We start from the raw sequence: 15364 nt of genomic DNA on the forward strand, positions 1-15364 counted from the left end.
CCGCGAGCGCGGCCTGACGGTGGCGGCCGTCAGCGTGGGGCCCATGACGACGCATCGAGCAGATTTCGACCTGAACCATCCCGGCGCGCTGATCGCCGCGCTACCGGCCGTTCTCGGCTTCGTTCCGGAGAATTCACTGGTCCTGGTGTCGGTAGGCGACGGCGAACTGGGGTCGGTGCTGCGGGTCGACCTCGGTCCGGAACTCGTCGAGCGGGTGGGGCATCTCGCCGAGGTCGCCGGCGCGGCCGGGCCCGAGGCCGCGATCGCGGTGATCGTCGAGGCTGAGGGCGCGGACTGCCCGGGGTGCAACGAGGAGTACCGGCAGCTGAGCGCCGCGCTCACCGAGGCGCTGGCACGACACGACATCGAACTGTGGGCGGTGCACGTGGTGGATCGGGTCGAGGCGGGCGGGCGCTGGCACTGTGTGGACGAGTGCGGCGCGGGCGGCGCCGTCGACGACCCGTCGGCGTCGCCGTTGGCGGCCGCGGCGGTACTCGACGGCCGGCGGCTCTATCGCCGCCGCGCCGACCTGCAGGCCGTCGTCGCGCCCGACGAGCGGGCGCAGCGCCCCGAGTTGGCGGTCGCGGTGACCGAGCGGGCGGCCGCGCGCGAAGCCGCGCCGGGCGCGGACCCAGCGGGCCGCTGCCGTCGCGACGTGCGCAACGCGATGGCCGCCGCCGCCCGGGTCGCCGGTGGTCAACCCCTCTCCGACGCCGAGGTGGCGGAATTGGGTTGCGCGCTAAGCGACCCGCAGGTGCGCGACATCCTGTACGCCCTTGCGGTCGGCCAGAAGGCCGGGGACGCCGAGTCGCTGTGGGCCGCGCTGGCGCGCGCCCTGCCACCGCCGTGGCGCGTCGAGGCGCTGGTGTTGCTCGCGTTCAGCGCTTACGCCCGCGGCGACGGGCCGCTCGCCGGCGTGTCGCTGGATGCCGCGCTGCGCTGCGCGCCGGACCATCGGATGGCGGGCATGCTGGACACCGCGCTGCAGTCCGGTCTGCGGCCCGAGCAGATCCGCGAGCTGGCGGTCAGCGGGTATCGCCTGGCCAAGCGCCTCGGCGTGCGGTTGCCGGCGCGGCGCGCATTCGGCCGACGCGCGGGCTAGCCGCGTGGATAGGGGTGTGGCTCAGACCTTTTCGACCTTGACGGCGTGCGCCATCTCGTGCGGCAGGGTGACGTTTTCGTGGCCCGGTATCAGGATGGTCACCCCGCCGCCGGCGGGGCTGGTCTCGACGGTCACTCGCGCGTTGGGCACCACGCCGGCGTCCTTGAGCCGCGTGATCAGGTCGATGTCGCCCTGGACGTGCTCGGTGAGCTGGCGGACGACCACCGCCACCGGCGACCCGGCGGGCAACTCGGTCAACCGGACCAGGTCGGCGTCCTCGGCCCTGGAGTCCGGGCCCACGCCCAGGTCCAAGAGGCCGGGGATGGGGTTGCCGAACGGGGAGGTGGTCGGGTGGTTGAGCACCTTCACCAGTCGGCGTTCGACGTCCTCGCTCATCACGTGTTCCCACCGGCACGCCTCGGCGTGCACCTCTTCCCATGGCAAACCGATGACGTCGACGAGCAGCCGCTCGGCGAGGCGATGCTTGCGCATCACGGAAATGGCCAGCGCCCTGCCCTTGTCGGTGAGCTCCAGGTGGCGGTCGCCCGCCACGTGGAGCAGTCCGTCGCGCTCCATGCGGGACACGGTCTGGCTGACGGTCGGCCCACTCTGGTCGAGCCGTTCGGCGATCCGGGCGCGCAGCGGCGTCACGCCCTCTTCCTCGAGGTCGTAGATAGTGCGCAGATACATCTCGGTGGTATCGACCAGCTCGTTCATTCAGCACCCTCCGTCGACGCTGAGTCTACTTGGCCAGCTGCGCGAATGGGTCTAACGCGTCCTAGGCAAGCAGTATGCCCGCCGCTGATGCGGCGGGCATACTGTCTGCTACCAGGTTCTGGTTTAGCGGTGCTAGCTCGCGTACGACCGTAGCCGATCGGCGCGCTCGCCGTTGCGCAGTTTCGCCATCACGTCCCGCTCGATCTGACGCACCCGCTCCCGGGACAGACCGAACAGTTTGCCGATCTGGTCCAGGGTCCGCGGTTGGCCGTCGTCCAGGCCGAAACGCAACCGGATCACCTGGTGCTCGCGCTCGTCGAGCGTGGCCAGCACGCTGCGGATGTCGGTGTGCAGCAGCTCGGCGATCACCGCGTTCTCTGCGGACATCGCCTCGGCGTCCTCGATGAAATCACCGAGCGGGGCTTCTTCTTCCGAGCCCACTGGCATGTCCAGGCTCACCGGGTCGCGGCTGTGCTCGAGCAGATCGTTGATCTTTTCGATCGGAATTCCGGATTCCGCGGCCAGTTCCTCGTCGGTGGCTTCGCGGCCCAGGTTCTGATGCATCTCGCGCTTGATCCGCGCCAGCTTGTTGACCTGCTCGACCAGGTGAACCGGCAGCCGAATGGTGCGGCTCTGGTCGGCCATGCCGCGGGTGATGGCCTGGCGGATCCACCACGTGGCGTACGTCGAGAACTTGAATCCCTTTGTGTAGTCGAACTTCTCCATCGCGCGGATCAGACCCAGGTTCCCCTCCTGAATGAGATCCAGCAGCGGCATGCCCCGGCCCGTGTAACGCTTGGCGAGCGAAACCACCAGGCGCAGATTCGCTTCCAGCAGGTGACGGCGCGCAGCCTGGCCGGCGCGCGCGCCGGCCGCCAGCTCGCGTTTGCGGTTCTCGCCGAGGCGCTTCCGCGTTTGCAGCAGATGCTCGGCGTAAAGCCCGGCCTCGATGCGCTTGGCCAGTTCAACCTCGCCGGCGGCGTTGAGCAACGCGGTCTTACCAATACCGTTCAGATAAACGCGCACTAGGTCCGCAGCGGGGCTTTGAGCATCTAGATCGCCGTCAATCCTGGTAGTGGTGGCGTTCGCCATAGCGACCTCCCGATTGGCTTGTACTGTCACGTCGTTTAACGACAGACCCGCCTTTGGAGTTCCCGCCGATCCGAATCTCACACGCTTTGACGTGCAGGAATGTGTCCCAGACCTGAGAATGTCCTGAGAAGTCCGTTCCGATGGCCGGTTGGCCGGAACCTACGCCGAACCTGTGTCGCCGCCCGGCCCCGGGTGGTTCAGCGGGTGCCGGCGAGCCTCGAGCGCGGGCCGCTCGGCCGTCGGGAACAACGGGGTGCGGCGCCGCTCGTTGTCGAACCGCCGAGGCTCGTTGGCGCGCCGCGGCGGGCGGTCGTTCGCGATCAGCACGGCCATCCACGGCAGCGGCACCGACGCCGCGACGATCAGCAGCGAGATCAGGCCGTTGTGCCACGCGCCGTAGGCCAGCGCGGCGAAGATGAGCGCCGGAACCCGGAACGCCATCAGCGTCAGGTATTTACGTACTCGCGCGCGATGCTGCTCTTCGTACGAGGGTTCGGCGGCGGTAATGAGCACCGGCCGGCCCTTGTGGCCGTCGAAGTCATCGAACCTGTCGTCGTCGAACCCCGGATCGGAGCCGCGCTTCATTCCTCCACTGTCCCACATGCGATCGATTCCGGCTTGGCCGGTTTCGCAGGCGGCAGTGCACAATGAGGGGTATGCAGACCCAGACGATCGAACGCACCGAGACCGACGAACGCGTCGACGACGGGACCGGCAGCGATACCCCCAAATACTTCCATTACGTCAAGAAGGACAAGATCGCCGAGAGCGCGGTCATGGGCAACCACGTCGTGGCCTTGTGCGGTGAGGTGTTTCCCGTCACGCGGGCGGCCAAGCCGGGCTCGCCGGTCTGCCCGGACTGCAAGCAGATCTACGACAAGCTCAAGAAGGGCTGATCAGGCCGGCGGCTCGACCGCGGCGGAGCCGTGCTGCGGCGAGGAATCGGTGGAATCCCTGACGGATCGCGTCCGCGCCAGCAACCAGTTGCGCAGCCGGTGGGCGTGCGTCGCCGGCGCCGGAAACTCCTCCTGAATGGCGGCGTTGAGTTCGGCACCCAGCATGATGGCGAAGCCGCCGAAGAACGCGAACAGCAGGAACGCGATCGGGGTGGACAGCGCGCCGTACGTGTAGCCGGTGCTGGTGATCCACCTCAGGTAGAACCGCAGGCCCAGCGTGGCGGTCACGAAGAACGCCGTCGCCAGCACGGCGCCGAAGACCAGCCGGTGGGTCGGCAGCGGAACCGGCAGCGAGACCCGATACAGGAGCACGATCCCGACCACCAGGCCGAGGATCAGCGCGGGGTAGTACCCATAGCGCAGCACGTTGGCCAGCGTGAACGGGATGTGCTCACTCACCTTGCGCGGCCCTATCACCATGACCGGCGCGGCCACCACCGCGAACACCAGCATCACGACGTAGAGGAATAGCGCGAAGAATCGCTGCCGCACCGGGTGCCGCAGCGGGGTTTGGTCGTGCGCCTCCACCACGGCGTCGACGTAGGACGAGATCGCCGACGATCCCGCCCACAGCGAGATCACGAAACCCAGCGACACCACCTCGCCCCGCGCGTTGGCGGTGACGTCGCGGATGGTGGGCACGATGATCTCGTTGACGACACTCGACGAGAAAAAGCTGTGGGTCGTGGAGATGATGCTTTTTTCGATGGACGGCAAGGTATCCCGGCCGAAGAGCGGCGCGACGTAGGCCAAGCTGCCCAGCATTCCCAACAGTAGCGGCGGCAGCGAGAGCGCCGACCAGAAGCCGGCCTGTGCCGACTCGGAAAAGATCGAGTCGTCCCAGCTCTTGGATAGGGTCCGGAGACTGATTCGCCAGATGTGGTGGCGGGACGGCCTTGCGATCTGATCGCTCATAGGAGTCCAGCATTACCGATCACCGCGCCCGCCCTCCACATTGCGGGTGGGTGAGTTGGGCGGACCTAGTTGCCGCTGACCTCCAGCACGGCCGACAGCTCGGTGAGCTTGGCCTCGTGCTCGTTGGCGTGGTGCTGGCAGAAGAGAAGCTCAGCTCCGGAAGGCAGCTTGGCGCGTACCCGAGCGGCGGCACCGCAGCGGTCGCAGCGGTCTGCTCTAGTCAGCTCGGGACTGGTCAAAGTTGCGTTCATTGGCTTCTCCCGTTCCTTCGTACGTTCACTGTCTCAGACGTTCGGGGTTTTCGCGTTGTTCCCCGATCGTTATCGGGTGTGTCGTTTCTCACGGGCTTTTCCACCTGCGTTTAGGCATTCGCTCTAAGGTGACCGAACGTGACATTCGCTCCCGGCGTGTTGGTGCATTTGTGCGGCGCACAAGCGTGGGCAGATGCCCGCGTGCGAGGCGAAATTCGCCCGGCGGCGCCCGGCTCGGACGCCGGGGACCGGTTCATCCATCTCTCGACGCCCGACCAGGTGCATCTGCCGGCCAACCGGCTCTACCGCGGTCGCGACGACCTGGTGCTGCTGCATATCGATCCTGCCCGGCTGAACGCACCGGTGCGTTGGGAGCCGGGTGTGCCGACGGATCCCCGGTCGATGTTGTTTCCGCATCTGTACGGCCCGCTCCCGGTGGCCGCTGTGACGAGCGTCACGGCCTATGCGCCGGGGCCCGACGGCACGTTCCCGGCGGTCGGCGGAGGTCAGGGCACGGAGTCGGCCGGGGAGTCCACGTAGGCGTCGGCTTCGATCTCCACCAGCAGCTCGGGGGCGATGAGCGCGGCGACCTCGACCATCGTCGCCGCGGGACGCACCTCACCGAAGACTTCCGCGTGCACCGCCGCAACTTCGCGCCAGCGGGCGATGTCGGTGACATAGATGCGCGTCCGGATTACGTCGGTGAGCTCGGCGCCCGCTTGTTGGAGCGCAATCTCGATGCGGCGCAACACCTCTCGGGTTTGGCCCGCGATGTCGCCCGCTAGCCCGGGCGCGGTTGTCCCCGCCACCGCCACGTGTGGGCCGACGCGAACGGCGCGCGAGTAGCCGACCACCGACTCGAATTCGGAGCCGGAAGAGACGACTTTTCGGTCGGCTGACATACGGTCACCCTAGCCGACGAAAAAGCCGACGAAACATGTTGGACGGCAGGCGATTAAGCTCGGCGGCACGGGCCGTCGGGCGGAGGGAGCGGCGATGACCACACCCGGCATCTCCGAGGACGCGCTGCTTGCGCAAGAGGCGTGCTTCGCGCGGGCGTTCGCCGAGGGCGATCCGGCGATCGCGCGGGACCTCTATCAACCCGACGTGGCGTATGTGAGTCCGACGGTGCGTCTCTTCGATTGGCCCGCCGAGATCGAAGGCATCGAGCGCACGCTCGAATTCATCGCGCTCACCATTCGTGGCTGCTCGGCGATCCGCTACGAGGCGACCGAGTGGGCGGTCGCGCCCGGCGGGGACGCCGCGTTCGTGCGCGTGCGGTTCGACTGGGATTCGGGTGGGCAACGCCTGCGCTCGACCTATGTGGTCCTCTATCGCTACCGCGACGGCCTGATCGCCCGCCAGGAGCTCTATTACGACCCGGGCGGGCCGCTGCAGCGGCTCACTTAGCCGGATGCGCGCCGGCCGCGAGTCTGGGACACTCGACGGGTCATGAAACTTCGCTCCGCAGTGGCAAGCGCCGTCGTCCTGATCGGCCTCGCCGCCCCGGCCTACGCCGACGACGGGGACGGCGCGGACGCCGGCACCGACAAAGCCTTCCTGGCGGAACTCCAACAGGCCGGCCTGACCTACCAAGACCCGAATAGTGCGGTGGCCGCCGGGAAATCGGTGTGCCAGCTCGTCGACGAGGGAAAGTCGGCCGCGGAGATCATCACCGAACTGCGTAACCGCAACCCGTCGTTCCAGGGGACGAGCGCCGCGAAGTTTACCGCGCTCGCGGCCGCCGCTTACTGCCCCCAGTACATGACCGGCGGCGGCCTGACCGACGGCGCCGGCGCGCACTAGCGGCGCGACTTTCGCTGTGCTGCACGAAAAGTGACGTAGCCTGGGTCAGGGAAGGAGTCCACGCATGCCCAAACTGTCGTTGACCAGACTTGCCGTAGCGGTTGGTGGTGTGACATTGGCGCTAACCGCCGGGGTCGGCGTCGCGTCGGCGGATCCCGATCTGGGTCCGGCCGTCAACACCACCTGCACCTATGACCAGCTCGTGGCCGCGTTGAACGCGCAAGACCCGACGATCGCCGCCTTTTTCAACTCCTCGCCGCAGATGCAGTCCGGACTGCGTGACTTTCTCGCCGCGGGGCCCGATCGGCGGAGGCAAATCGCCCACGACATCGTGAACGGTCCGCACGCCGGGCCGTACATCCCGGTTCTCCAGCGGACCTTCGCTACCTGCAACAACTTCTGAGCGAGGCTCGCTCAGTCCAAGTAGTCGCGCACCAGGGATCGCTGTGCGCTGTAGTTCCTGCGTGTTTCCGTTGCTGGGCCGAGAGCGTAGATAGATCGAATATCTTTGACTGAGCCTCGCGATTCACTGAGCCGTTCGACGTAAGCACACGCGCTCGCACGTTCCGGCCCGGCAGCGTCGATCTGAGCGTCGGGAAATGACGCGGCGGGCGCGCGATGACGTGCGGCATATAGGCACATTCAGTAGCGCTCACGCGTGTCGTCGTCAGAGTCGATCTGCCGCACTGGAAGTATTTGAATCATGTCCGACGCACTTGTCACCGCATTGGTGACCACCGGCGGCGTGCTCCTGGTCGCAATCCTCAGCCTGATCAGTGCACGAATCGCCGCGAACGATAAGCGGAACCGCCTCGTGCGTGAAGTCGAGGTACTGAACAACCTTGAGAAATTTCCCGTTGAGCAAGAACTCATGCGCCTACAGGTGAGCCGGTCGATCGATCACCTGTGGCGGGCTACGGCGGATCGCGAAGTGACTATTCGCATAATCTGGCAACTGTTCTGGTCCTTCTTCTTCATCGCAACCACGATCGGTCTCCTTAATCTGCCGGGGCACGTCCATCTGGGTATGTGGAAGGTTGTGTATTTTGAGTGGCTAGGTTTCTCCTTTATCGGGTTGTTCGCTACATGGGTTTGGATGTGGCGCCCCACGGCACAGAGGGTGCGAAATTCGTCGCGTCTTCGTAAAGTGTTCGCCCGCCTCAGGCGGAAGAATAAGGATGGTGCTGGACCTGACGCGGTTGGCGGCAAGGCGGCAGCCGACGACGGGTCTGAGCAAGACAGTGATCCATCCGAATCAGTCGACCGCGGCACGGGCCGCACCTAGCGCGCGGGCCAGCGCGCGAGCCTCGGCCGGGTCAGGAAGTCGGTCGGGTCGAGGCCGGCCATGCGCACCAGGCGCTCCTCCTCGCCTTCGTAGTGCCCGATGAACGGGTCCACGATGATGTTGCTGCTGGGTCGGGCCTCTCAATAGCAGTGCGCATACCAGCAGTATTGGACGACTTCTGTTGCATTACAAGGGAATTCGGCAAATCGATACACGTATTCCTTATCCAGAATCCGATTCTGGGCCCGGGTGCCCAGCCCGCAGGGCCGCGCTGACGGCTGATCCAGACCGTGTTGTTACCGGGGTCGTCGAACGCAGCACGCCAAGATAGATGCTCGTGGGGCTCGTTAACAGACGCTTGCTCATCGGCGCGCTGTGCATCATTACCGCGGCCCTGGCACTTGCTCTGTGGTGCGCTCAGCCGCACGGCAGCCTTGCCGTCTGGTGGAATCCCCACTGGCCATACCTGCGGCACTTGCTGGCCCGGAAAGGCGCTACCGCGATCCAGGCAGTCGGGGCGCTGATCGCGTTTTATGGGCTCGCGAGGGCGTATCTGCGGGCGAAGTACGACCTGCGGGTCTGGCAATGGGCCAAACGGGGTGTTGCGCGGCTAGCCGGCCGCGTTGATCGACTGTGGCGGGCGCTGCTGCGCAAGCCGCTAGACGCGACCGTTCACGTCGGCCGCGCATCGGCATCGTATGCGTGGATGCCAAGTCCAGCAGTCGGAGTATCGAACGCTGTCGTCGACTTCACATTGCCGCTGCAAGAACAAATCAAGCGGTTGACCGAGTACGTGAACAAGAAAGCTGAGCAGGCTGCCGAGATGCAGGGAAACATCGCTCGGCTACAGCGAGATCTTGAGAAAGCGCGTGATAAAACTTCAGAGCTCAAACGAGAAACGTGGGCGCACATCGAAACTCAGATTCAACAGTTAAACGACCGGCTCAACAACATCCAAGCCCTAGACCTGACGTGGGCGATCTGGGGGCTTTTCATCACGTTTGTGGGTACCGTGTTGAGCCTGTGGGCGTAGACGCGCCGAACGAGCGCGACGTGCGGCACATGCCGCACCACAAACTTTACACCAGTCTGCATTCTCCATATTTTCCACAAAATTCGGACATCCTGTAGGAAAAACTGGACAAACTGTCTGGAAATCAGACCAAACATATTGTGCACGAACAGGTTTCAACGATCTACGCTGTCATTTATGACTGAACCACCGGACCAGCCTGGCCCCTCAAACCAACCGATCAAGGCGGAATTCAAAGTGGTGACCGGCCTAACTGCGTCGGTGTCCATACGCAACTACATGGCCAACCAGCACCTATGGAATGCTCGGCGCGAAGCGTGGCTGTGCCGAAAACGCGAAGAAACATTGCAGAACCTTGACCGGGCTCACCTCTCGCACGCCATGATGGCCGTGCTGTCGGCGGTCGCGTTCCTTGAGGCGTTTGTCAACGCGGTGTGGCAAGACGCTGCCGACAGCGACCCAGGTGAGCACACCCACTACACCGATGGCATTCCCGACGCCGCCGTCGCGATCATGCGTGAATTGTGGACAGGCAAACGCAAAAACAAAGAGGACGCCGAACGAATGATGTCGTTACAGAGCAAGTTCCAGATCGCCCTGGTCTGCGCCGGCCGCGATCGCCTGGATAAGGGCGCTGAGCCCTATCAGAGCGTCGACGTGCTGATCGACTTGCGAAATGAGTTGGTGCACTTCAAACCCCAGTGGTGGCACGACGACGGCAGAGACGAAGCGAAATTTGTCGCGCAGCTGCGAGAAAAAATTAAGCAGACACGCCAGAGCCCCTTCGCACAACTCCCGCTCGGAGCTGGCTGCGCTGACTGGGCGTGTAGCTCAGTGATCGCATTCGCTAGAGACTGGCACAGTCGGATGGGACTGGCGCACGACTTTGACAAGGTCTACCTGCTTCCAACGGAGCCGTTTCAAGTGCCCTAGGCAGCCCGACGCGGCGCCGCGCTGCGTGAACCCGCTCGTGGCACTGTGTCGCCTCGCGAAATTACGCACCAGCATTCACGGTTGGCGGTTTTCTTGACTGAGCTGTAAAAGGGCTGCTCAGAGGTGTAGAAGCGTTATCTGCTCAGTCGAGGTAGTCGCGCAACACCTGAGAACGGCTGGGGTGGCGCAACTTTGACATCGTCTTGGACTCGATCTGGCGGATGCGCTCCCGGGTCACGCCGTATACCTGCCCGATCTCGTCGAGGGTCCGCGGCTGGCCGTCGGTGAGGCCGAAGCGCAGCCGTACTACGCCGGCCTCGCGCTCCGACAGGGTTTCCAGTACCGACTGCAGCTGGTCTTGCAGCAGCGTGAACGACACCGCGTCGACTGCCACCACGGCTTCGCTGTCTTCGATGAAGTCACCAAGCTGGCTGTCGCCCTCGTCGCCGATGGTCTGGTCCAGCGAAATCGGCTCGCGCGCGTATTGCTGGATCTCCAGCACCTTTTCGGGCGTGATGTCCATTTCCTTGGCGAGCTCTTCGGGCGTGGGCTCGCGGCCCAGGTCCTGCAGCAGCTCGCGCTGGATGCGGCCCAGCTTGTTGATCACCTCGACCATGTGCACCGGGATGCGGATGGTGCGGGCCTGATCGGCCATCGCGCGGGTGATGGCCTGGCGGATCCACCATGTCGCGTAGGTGGAGAACTTGTAGCCCTTGGTGTAGTCGAACTTCTCGACCGCGCGGATCAGGCCCAGGTTCCCTTCCTGGATCAGGTCGAGGAACGCCATGCCGCGGCCCGTGTAGCGCTTGGCCAGTGAAACCACCAGCCGCAGATTGGCTTCCAGCAGATGGTTCTTCGCGCGGTCGCCGTCGCGGCAGATCCACATCATGTCGCGGCGCTGGGCGGCGGGCAGTTTATCGCCGCGCTCGGCCAGCTCGGTCATCAGCTGCGTGGCGTACAGGCCGGCCTCGATCCGCTTGGCCAGCTCCACCTCTTCCTCCGCATTGAGCAGCGCCACCTTGCCGATCTGCTTCAGGTACGCGCGAACCGAGTCCGCAGAGGCGGTGAGTTCGGCGTCCTTGCGGGCCTGCCGCAACGCCTCGGATTCGTCTTCGTCCCAGACGAAATCACCGGAGGCCTTGTCCTTTTCGCTGGGCTCGGCGATCTCCTCGTCCTCTTCGGCGGCGGGCTCGCCGGCGGCCGCGGCGGGCACGGCGTCGCCTTCCGCGGCCGGCTCCAGGTCGGCGTCCGGCGCGACGTCTTCCTCCAGGTCGTCGAGGTTGAGGTCGGCGGCGTCGATCTCGATGTCCTCGCCGGGCTCGATGTCGGGTTCGCCGTCGAAGTCTTCGGCGGCGTCGGAGTCGACGGCTTCCAGATCGGCTTCCGGATCCTCCGCGGCGGCTTTCTTGGAGGACGCCTTGGTCCCGCGGCCCGACGGCGCTTTGGCCGGCGCGCTCTTGGCGGCCGCGCGGGTCTTCTTCGCGGCGCCGGTCGCCGCCGCGGGCTCGGTGGCCGCGGCGGACTTGGTGCTCCGCGATGCCGTCTTAGCCGTCGCCTGAGTGGCGCGCTTTGCCGGCGCGGAGCCATTGGCGGCCTTTGCCGCCGAGCGCTTGGCGGGGGACTTGGTGGCGGTGCGTTTCGCCGGCGCTTCGGTCGCCGTGCTGGTCTTGGTCGCTGCCACGTACACCCCTTCGGTTGGGCTCACTTCCGGTGGGTCTGGGCATGGTGGACCGAAAGTGTCTGCTATGTCGAATGTCGGCGTTGATCTCGGCGTGAGTACTGGCACGCTATCGGTCGGGCGGTCGCCGGTGACCATTGTAACGACAGTGCGCGCTTGTACCGGCCCACCGGGCGAAATTCAGTGCGTCACGTCCGAGGTGGACGCCATCGCTGCGCCGACGATGCCGGCCGTGTTGAGCAGGGCAGCGGCCACCACCGGGGTGCGGTTTGTCAGCAGCGGCAGCCATTTATCCGCCTTGCGGCTGATGCCGCCGCCCGCGATGAACAGGTCGGGCCACATCGCGTTCTCGATGGCGACCAGCACCCTGGTCACCTGCTTGGCCCACTTCTCGTAGCTCCAGTCGTTGCGCTCCTTGACCGACGACGCCGCCCGTTGCTCGGCCTCCTTGCCGCCGACCTCGAGGTGGCCGAACTCGGTGTTGGGTATCAGCGTCCCGTTGTGGATGACCGCCGATCCGATTCCGGTTCCGAACGTCAGCAACACCACCAAGCCGGAGTTGTCTTTGCCCGCCCCATACCGCTCTTCGGCGAGGCCGGCCGCGTCGGCGTCGTTGAGAACCGTGACCTCCTGGCCGTTGAGCTCGGCGGCGATGATGTCGCGCGCGTTGGTCCCGATCCACGACTTGTCCACGTTGGCCGCCGTGTGGACGATGCCGTGGGTGACGACGCCGGGGTAGGTCACCCCGAGCGGGCCGGTCCAGCCGAACTCGTGGACGACCGCCGCGATGGTCTTGGCGACGGCCGGGGGCGTGGCCGGTTGGGGGGTCAACAGCTTGAACCGGTCGCCGATCAGCTGTCCGGTGTCCATGTCGACGATTCCGCCCTTGATTCCGCTGCCGCCGACGTCGATCCCGAATCCGCGACGTTGCGGGGTGCCGCCGGCCCCGTCGGTGGCGGGCGTGTCCGTGGTCGAGTCGGTGCTGGTCATCGAATCTCCTCGGCGAGACTTGCGCTGTGAGCTCACCTTAGCCCCGCCGCGGCCGGGGCGACTGTGATGCGATAGGTGGGTGACGCGGTATGACGGTGACCCCAAGCCGCTGCGTTCCGTCGCCGAGACGCTGGCCGCCGAGGCCGCCGAGTTCGTGCGCGCTCGTCGCGCCGAGGTCTTCGGTGCCGCGGCCGGCGCCCCCGACAGCGGTGCGGTGCGCTCGAAGAGCACCCCGACCGATCCGGTCACGGTGGTCGACACCGAGACAGAACGGCTGTTGCGCGACCGGTTGGCCCAATTACGGCCTGGGGAGCCGATTCTCGGGGAGGAAGGCGGCGGGCCGACCGGCTCGGCGCCCACAGCCGACACGGTCACCTGGGTGCTGGACCCCATCGACGGGACGGTGAATTTCGTCTACGGCATCCCGGCCTATGCGGTGTCGGTCGCGGTTCAGGTCGACGGTGTGTCGGTGGCGGGGGCCGTGGCGGACGTCGTCGCCGGCCGGGTGTACTCGGCGGCGAACGGCCTCGGCGCCCACGTCACCGACGGGCGCGGGACGCACGCGTTGCGATGCAGCACCGTCGACGACTTGTCGATGGCGTTGCTGGGCACCGGTTTCGGATATTCGAGGCGGCGCCGCGCCACCCAGGCGGCGCTGTTGGCGCGGATGTTGCCGGTGGTCCGCGACGTGCGCCGGATCGGTTCCGCCGCACTGGATTTGTGCATGGTCGCGGCCGGCCGGTTGGACGCGTTCTACGAGCACGGGCTGCAGGCGTGGGACTCCGCCGCGGGCGCCCTGATCGCCGCCGAAGCGGGGGCCCGGGTGCTGCTGCCGGCGCCCAACGGATCCGTCGGCGGCACCGGATTGGTGGTCGCGGCCGCCCCCGGCATCGCCGACGAGCTGCTGGCGGCGCTCGAGCGGTTCAACGGCCTCGAACCGATCCCGGACTGATCGCGCCGGCGAATTCAGCAGCTGCTGGCGTGAATCTTTTGCAGCAGCGCGGGATCCGACGCATCGGGGGCACCCGGGCGGAGGCCGGCGAGCACGGTGTCGATGTCGTCGTTGTGCGCGAGCCCGGAGAAGTCGGTGCCCACGGCGAGGTCGACGGTTTCGTCGGCGCGGTTGTCGTTGAACAGTTCGGTGCACGGCGCCACCAGCCACACCGCGGCCGCGGCGGCCTGCCCGGCCGTCCCGAACCGTATCTGGCCCGGGCAGGTCAGCCGGGTGCCCGCGTAGATCGGGTCGTTGGCGGCCGTCGGCGCGGCGAAGCCCAGGTCCTTCAGCGCGCCGGCCACGTCGGCGGCCTGCCCGCCCCGGCCGCTGGCGTTGAGGACGCGGACCTTGGTGTCGGTGAGCTTGGCGGGTGTGACGTCCGCCATGGCGGATCGCGACATCTGCTCACCGAGCTGCGGCGTCGCGGATCCCTGCTTCTGCGGAGGCGGATTGCACACCGCCACCTCGTGCACCTTGGCGGGCCGGGTCAGGGCGATGGTCCACGCCACGCCCGTCACCACAACCAGGAAAATCAGCACCACGATCGCGGGGCGGGGATTGCGTCGCCGAAAGGGCCGACCGTGCTTGTCAAAGGCGGTACCCTCGGTGATTTGTGCGACCACAGGTGCACTCTAGCGGCACCCCAAACGCACTGTTTAGAGGCGAACACAAGGGTCAATCCAGGGGTGTGACGTAAATCACAACTTAATGGGCCGTGATCCGGGCACGAATCATTTGGTGGATGCGTTCGACGCTGGTACAAAGCGTTCCTTGGGTAACGCGGGAACGCGGGCATAGAGGGGACAGGACGATGCCTACCGACTATGACGCTCCACGGCGCACCGAGACGGACGACGTCTCGGAGGATTCGCTGGAGGAGCTCAAAGCACGACGGAACGAAGCGGCCTCGGCCGTCGTCGACGTGGACGAATCCGAATCCGCCGAGTCTTTCGAACTGCCTGGCGCCGACCTCTCCGGTGAAGAGCTCTCGGTACGCGTTATTCCGAAGCAGGCCGACGAGTTCACCTGCTCTAGCTGCTTTCTGGTGCAACACCGCAGCCGGCTCGCCAGCGAGAAGAACGGCGTGATGATCTGTACCGACTGCGCGGCCTGAGCCAGGTCAGCTTCGCAATGCCGACAGCACCCGCTCCGGGTGACGGCAGCTCACCAGCCAGTACGGCGTCGGGTCGTCTGGGTCATCGAGGACCAGGAGGATCAGCGGACCAACCCACGCCCGGTGCACCACGTAGGCCGCCGGATCGAGCTGGCGCCCCAGCGCCGCCGATTTCGCCGAGCGCGCTATCTCCGCGGAGCGGGCGATCACGGTGACCGGCAGATGCGCGTCGCCCGCCCACATTTCGACCCCGTCGGCGCCGGCGGTGACTTTGATCTCGACGCGGCCCAGCCACAACAGCGCCGCGGCGGCCACCGCGAACAGGGCGACGAAAGGAAGCCACGCGGGTAGTGAGCGAACACCGAGGTTGACTTCGAAAGCGATGAGCCCCGCCAGGCCGAAACCCAGTGGCCACCACCACCATGGAACCCACAGCCGTTCGCGATATCGCACGCTGTGTGGCGCGACGCGCGTACCAGACACGCGGTCAAGGGTAAT

The 15364-nt window shown here is 66.2% G+C and carries 21 protein-coding genes; 11 read left to right on the forward strand and 10 right to left on the reverse strand.

Annotated features, from left to right (window positions below; genetic code table 11):
* Positions 1-43: 43 nt before the first annotated feature.
* On the forward strand, positions 44-1102 hold the full coding sequence (locus A5747_RS02375) for a DUF4192 domain-containing protein (protein ID WP_076122069.1): 1059 nt from the start codon (positions 44-46) through the stop codon (positions 1100-1102).
* Positions 1103-1123: 21 nt separating this feature from the next.
* On the opposite strand, the gene A5747_RS02380 is transcribed toward A5747_RS02375, so the two are convergent.
* The 3 genes from A5747_RS02380 to A5747_RS02390 all read right to left on the reverse strand — a co-directional run bounded on the left by A5747_RS02380 (position 1124) and on the right by A5747_RS02390 (position 3514).
* Positions 1124-1819 (reverse strand): metal-dependent transcriptional regulator, encoded by a 696-nt coding sequence (locus A5747_RS02380; RefSeq protein ID WP_076063733.1) that lies wholly within the window; start codon positions 1817-1819, stop codon positions 1124-1126.
* Positions 1820-1951: 132 nt separating this feature from the next.
* Positions 1952-2941: a sigma-70 family RNA polymerase sigma factor SigB gene (gene sigB / locus A5747_RS02385; protein WP_255376686.1), complete on the reverse strand. Its 990-nt coding sequence runs from the start codon at positions 2939-2941 to the stop codon at positions 1952-1954.
* Positions 2942-3070: 129 nt separating this feature from the next.
* The gene (locus A5747_RS02390) at positions 3071-3514 is read right to left on the reverse strand and encodes a DUF3099 domain-containing protein (RefSeq protein ID WP_139333308.1); all 444 of its coding nucleotides are present in this window, start codon (positions 3512-3514) and stop codon (positions 3071-3073) included.
* A gap of 53 nt (positions 3515-3567) precedes the next feature.
* On the opposite strand from A5747_RS02390, the gene A5747_RS02395 reads away from it, so the two are divergent.
* The gene (locus A5747_RS02395; protein WP_076063738.1) at positions 3568-3807 is read left to right on the forward strand and encodes a DUF3039 domain-containing protein; all 240 of its coding nucleotides are present in this window, start codon (positions 3568-3570) and stop codon (positions 3805-3807) included.
* On the opposite strand, the gene A5747_RS02400 is transcribed toward A5747_RS02395, so the two are convergent.
* Positions 3808-4782, reverse strand: a complete 975-nt coding sequence (locus A5747_RS02400; protein ID WP_076122072.1) for a YihY/virulence factor BrkB family protein — start codon at positions 4780-4782, stop codon at positions 3808-3810.
* A gap of 65 nt (positions 4783-4847) precedes the next feature.
* Positions 4848-5033 (reverse strand): hypothetical protein, encoded by a 186-nt coding sequence (locus A5747_RS02405; RefSeq protein ID WP_076063742.1) that lies wholly within the window; start codon positions 5031-5033, stop codon positions 4848-4850.
* Between the two features lie 138 nt (positions 5034-5171).
* On the opposite strand from A5747_RS02405, the gene A5747_RS02410 reads away from it, so the two are divergent.
* A complete protein-coding gene (locus tag A5747_RS02410; RefSeq protein ID WP_076122073.1) occupies positions 5172-5573 on the forward strand; it encodes a DUF952 domain-containing protein in 402 nt (133 codons plus the stop codon).
* Here the strand turns inward: A5747_RS02410 and A5747_RS02415 are convergent.
* Positions 5540-5935, reverse strand: coding sequence for a RidA family protein (locus A5747_RS02415; RefSeq protein WP_076122074.1), 396 nt, complete (start codon positions 5933-5935; stop codon positions 5540-5542). The genes A5747_RS02410 and A5747_RS02415 overlap by 34 nt on opposite strands.
* A 94-nt stretch (positions 5936-6029) precedes the next feature.
* Between A5747_RS02415 and A5747_RS02420 the strand changes: the two genes are divergently transcribed.
* From A5747_RS02420 to A5747_RS02445, 6 genes are all read left to right on the forward strand, one after another.
* Positions 6030-6443 carry a nuclear transport factor 2 family protein gene (locus A5747_RS02420; protein WP_076122075.1) on the forward strand — a complete coding sequence of 138 codons (414 nt, stop codon included), beginning with the start codon at positions 6030-6032 and terminating at the stop codon, positions 6441-6443.
* Between the two features lie 42 nt (positions 6444-6485).
* Positions 6486-6839 (forward strand): DUF732 domain-containing protein, encoded by a 354-nt coding sequence (locus A5747_RS02425; RefSeq protein ID WP_076122076.1) that lies wholly within the window; start codon positions 6486-6488, stop codon positions 6837-6839.
* A 64-nt stretch (positions 6840-6903) separates the two neighbouring features.
* The gene (locus A5747_RS02430; RefSeq protein WP_076122077.1) at positions 6904-7242 is read left to right on the forward strand and encodes a hemophore-related protein; all 339 of its coding nucleotides are present in this window, start codon (positions 6904-6906) and stop codon (positions 7240-7242) included.
* A 300-nt stretch (positions 7243-7542) separates the two neighbouring features.
* Positions 7543-8124, forward strand: a complete 582-nt coding sequence (locus A5747_RS02435; protein ID WP_076122078.1) for a hypothetical protein — start codon at positions 7543-7545, stop codon at positions 8122-8124.
* A gap of 331 nt (positions 8125-8455) precedes the next feature.
* Positions 8456-9157, forward strand: a complete 702-nt coding sequence (locus tag A5747_RS02440) for a hypothetical protein (protein WP_076122079.1) — start codon at positions 8456-8458, stop codon at positions 9155-9157.
* A gap of 177 nt (positions 9158-9334) precedes the next feature.
* Positions 9335-10090 carry a hypothetical protein gene (locus A5747_RS02445; RefSeq protein WP_076122080.1) on the forward strand — a complete coding sequence of 252 codons (756 nt, stop codon included), beginning with the start codon at positions 9335-9337 and terminating at the stop codon, positions 10088-10090.
* A 142-nt stretch (positions 10091-10232) separates the two neighbouring features.
* Here A5747_RS02445 and A5747_RS02450 read toward each other — a convergent pair whose 3' ends face one another.
* Both A5747_RS02450 and ppgK read right to left on the reverse strand, forming a co-directional pair.
* The gene (locus A5747_RS02450; RefSeq protein WP_076122174.1) at positions 10233-11771 is read right to left on the reverse strand and encodes an RNA polymerase sigma factor; all 1539 of its coding nucleotides are present in this window, start codon (positions 11769-11771) and stop codon (positions 10233-10235) included.
* A gap of 177 nt (positions 11772-11948) precedes the next feature.
* Positions 11949-12758, reverse strand: coding sequence for a polyphosphate--glucose phosphotransferase (ppgK, locus tag A5747_RS02455; RefSeq protein ID WP_076122081.1), 810 nt, complete (start codon positions 12756-12758; stop codon positions 11949-11951).
* Between the two features lie 79 nt (positions 12759-12837).
* Between ppgK and A5747_RS02460 the strand changes: the two genes are divergently transcribed.
* Positions 12838-13710: an inositol monophosphatase family protein gene (locus A5747_RS02460; protein WP_076122082.1), complete on the forward strand. Its 873-nt coding sequence runs from the start codon at positions 12838-12840 to the stop codon at positions 13708-13710.
* Positions 13711-13724: 14 nt separating this feature from the next.
* On the opposite strand, the gene cei is transcribed toward A5747_RS02460, so the two are convergent.
* A complete protein-coding gene (cei, locus tag A5747_RS02465; protein WP_076122083.1) occupies positions 13725-14375 on the reverse strand; it encodes an envelope integrity protein Cei in 651 nt (216 codons plus the stop codon).
* Between the two features lie 188 nt (positions 14376-14563).
* Here cei and A5747_RS02470 point away from each other — a divergent pair, with 188 nt between their 5' ends.
* Positions 14564-14866 (forward strand): DUF4193 domain-containing protein, encoded by a 303-nt coding sequence (locus A5747_RS02470; RefSeq protein ID WP_003919098.1) that lies wholly within the window; start codon positions 14564-14566, stop codon positions 14864-14866.
* Positions 14867-14872: 6 nt separating this feature from the next.
* Here the strand turns inward: A5747_RS02470 and A5747_RS02475 are convergent, their stop codons facing one another.
* Positions 14873-15349 (reverse strand): DUF3093 domain-containing protein, encoded by a 477-nt coding sequence (locus tag A5747_RS02475; protein ID WP_076115814.1) that lies wholly within the window; start codon positions 15347-15349, stop codon positions 14873-14875.
* Positions 15350-15364: the final 15 nt, after the last annotated feature.

This window comes from Mycobacterium sp. IS-836 (assembly GCF_001954275.1).
Classification (GTDB): Bacteria; Actinomycetota; Actinomycetes; order Mycobacteriales; family Mycobacteriaceae; genus Mycobacterium.

What these genes read in the sequence shown, in the direction of transcription:
- A5747_RS02405 (WP_076063742.1), bottom strand. Translation starts at nt 5,033, where the DNA reads ATGAACGCAACTTTGACCAGTCCCGAGCTGACTAGAGCAGACCGCTGC.
- A5747_RS02395 (WP_076063738.1), top strand. Translation starts at nt 3,568, where the DNA reads ATGCAGACCCAGACGATCGAACGCACCGAGACCGACGAACGCGTCGAC.
- A5747_RS02390 (WP_139333308.1), bottom strand. Translation starts at nt 3,514, where the DNA reads ATGTGGGACAGTGGAGGAATGAAGCGCGGCTCCGATCCGGGGTTCGAC.
- A5747_RS02430 (WP_076122077.1), top strand. Translation starts at nt 6,904, where the DNA reads ATGCCCAAACTGTCGTTGACCAGACTTGCCGTAGCGGTTGGTGGTGTG.
- A5747_RS02445 (WP_076122080.1), top strand. Translation starts at nt 9,335, where the DNA reads ATGACTGAACCACCGGACCAGCCTGGCCCCTCAAACCAACCGATCAAG.
- A5747_RS02435 (WP_076122078.1), top strand. Translation starts at nt 7,543, where the DNA reads ATGTCCGACGCACTTGTCACCGCATTGGTGACCACCGGCGGCGTGCTC.
- A5747_RS02420 (WP_076122075.1), top strand. Translation starts at nt 6,030, where the DNA reads ATGACCACACCCGGCATCTCCGAGGACGCGCTGCTTGCGCAAGAGGCG.
- A5747_RS02470 (WP_003919098.1), top strand. Translation starts at nt 14,564, where the DNA reads ATGCCTACCGACTATGACGCTCCACGGCGCACCGAGACGGACGACGTC.
- A5747_RS02415 (WP_076122074.1), bottom strand. Translation starts at nt 5,935, where the DNA reads ATGTCAGCCGACCGAAAAGTCGTCTCTTCCGGCTCCGAATTCGAGTCG.
- A5747_RS02400 (WP_076122072.1), bottom strand. Translation starts at nt 4,782, where the DNA reads ATGAGCGATCAGATCGCAAGGCCGTCCCGCCACCACATCTGGCGAATC.
- A5747_RS02375 (WP_076122069.1), top strand. Translation starts at nt 44, where the DNA reads ATGACGACGCATCGAGCAGATTTCGACCTGAACCATCCCGGCGCGCTG.
- A5747_RS02440 (WP_076122079.1), top strand. Translation starts at nt 8,456, where the DNA reads ATGCTCGTGGGGCTCGTTAACAGACGCTTGCTCATCGGCGCGCTGTGC.
- A5747_RS02425 (WP_076122076.1), top strand. Translation starts at nt 6,486, where the DNA reads ATGAAACTTCGCTCCGCAGTGGCAAGCGCCGTCGTCCTGATCGGCCTC.
- A5747_RS02380 (WP_076063733.1), bottom strand. Translation starts at nt 1,819, where the DNA reads ATGAACGAGCTGGTCGATACCACCGAGATGTATCTGCGCACTATCTAC.
- ppgK (WP_076122081.1), bottom strand. Translation starts at nt 12,758, where the DNA reads ATGACCAGCACCGACTCGACCACGGACACGCCCGCCACCGACGGGGCC.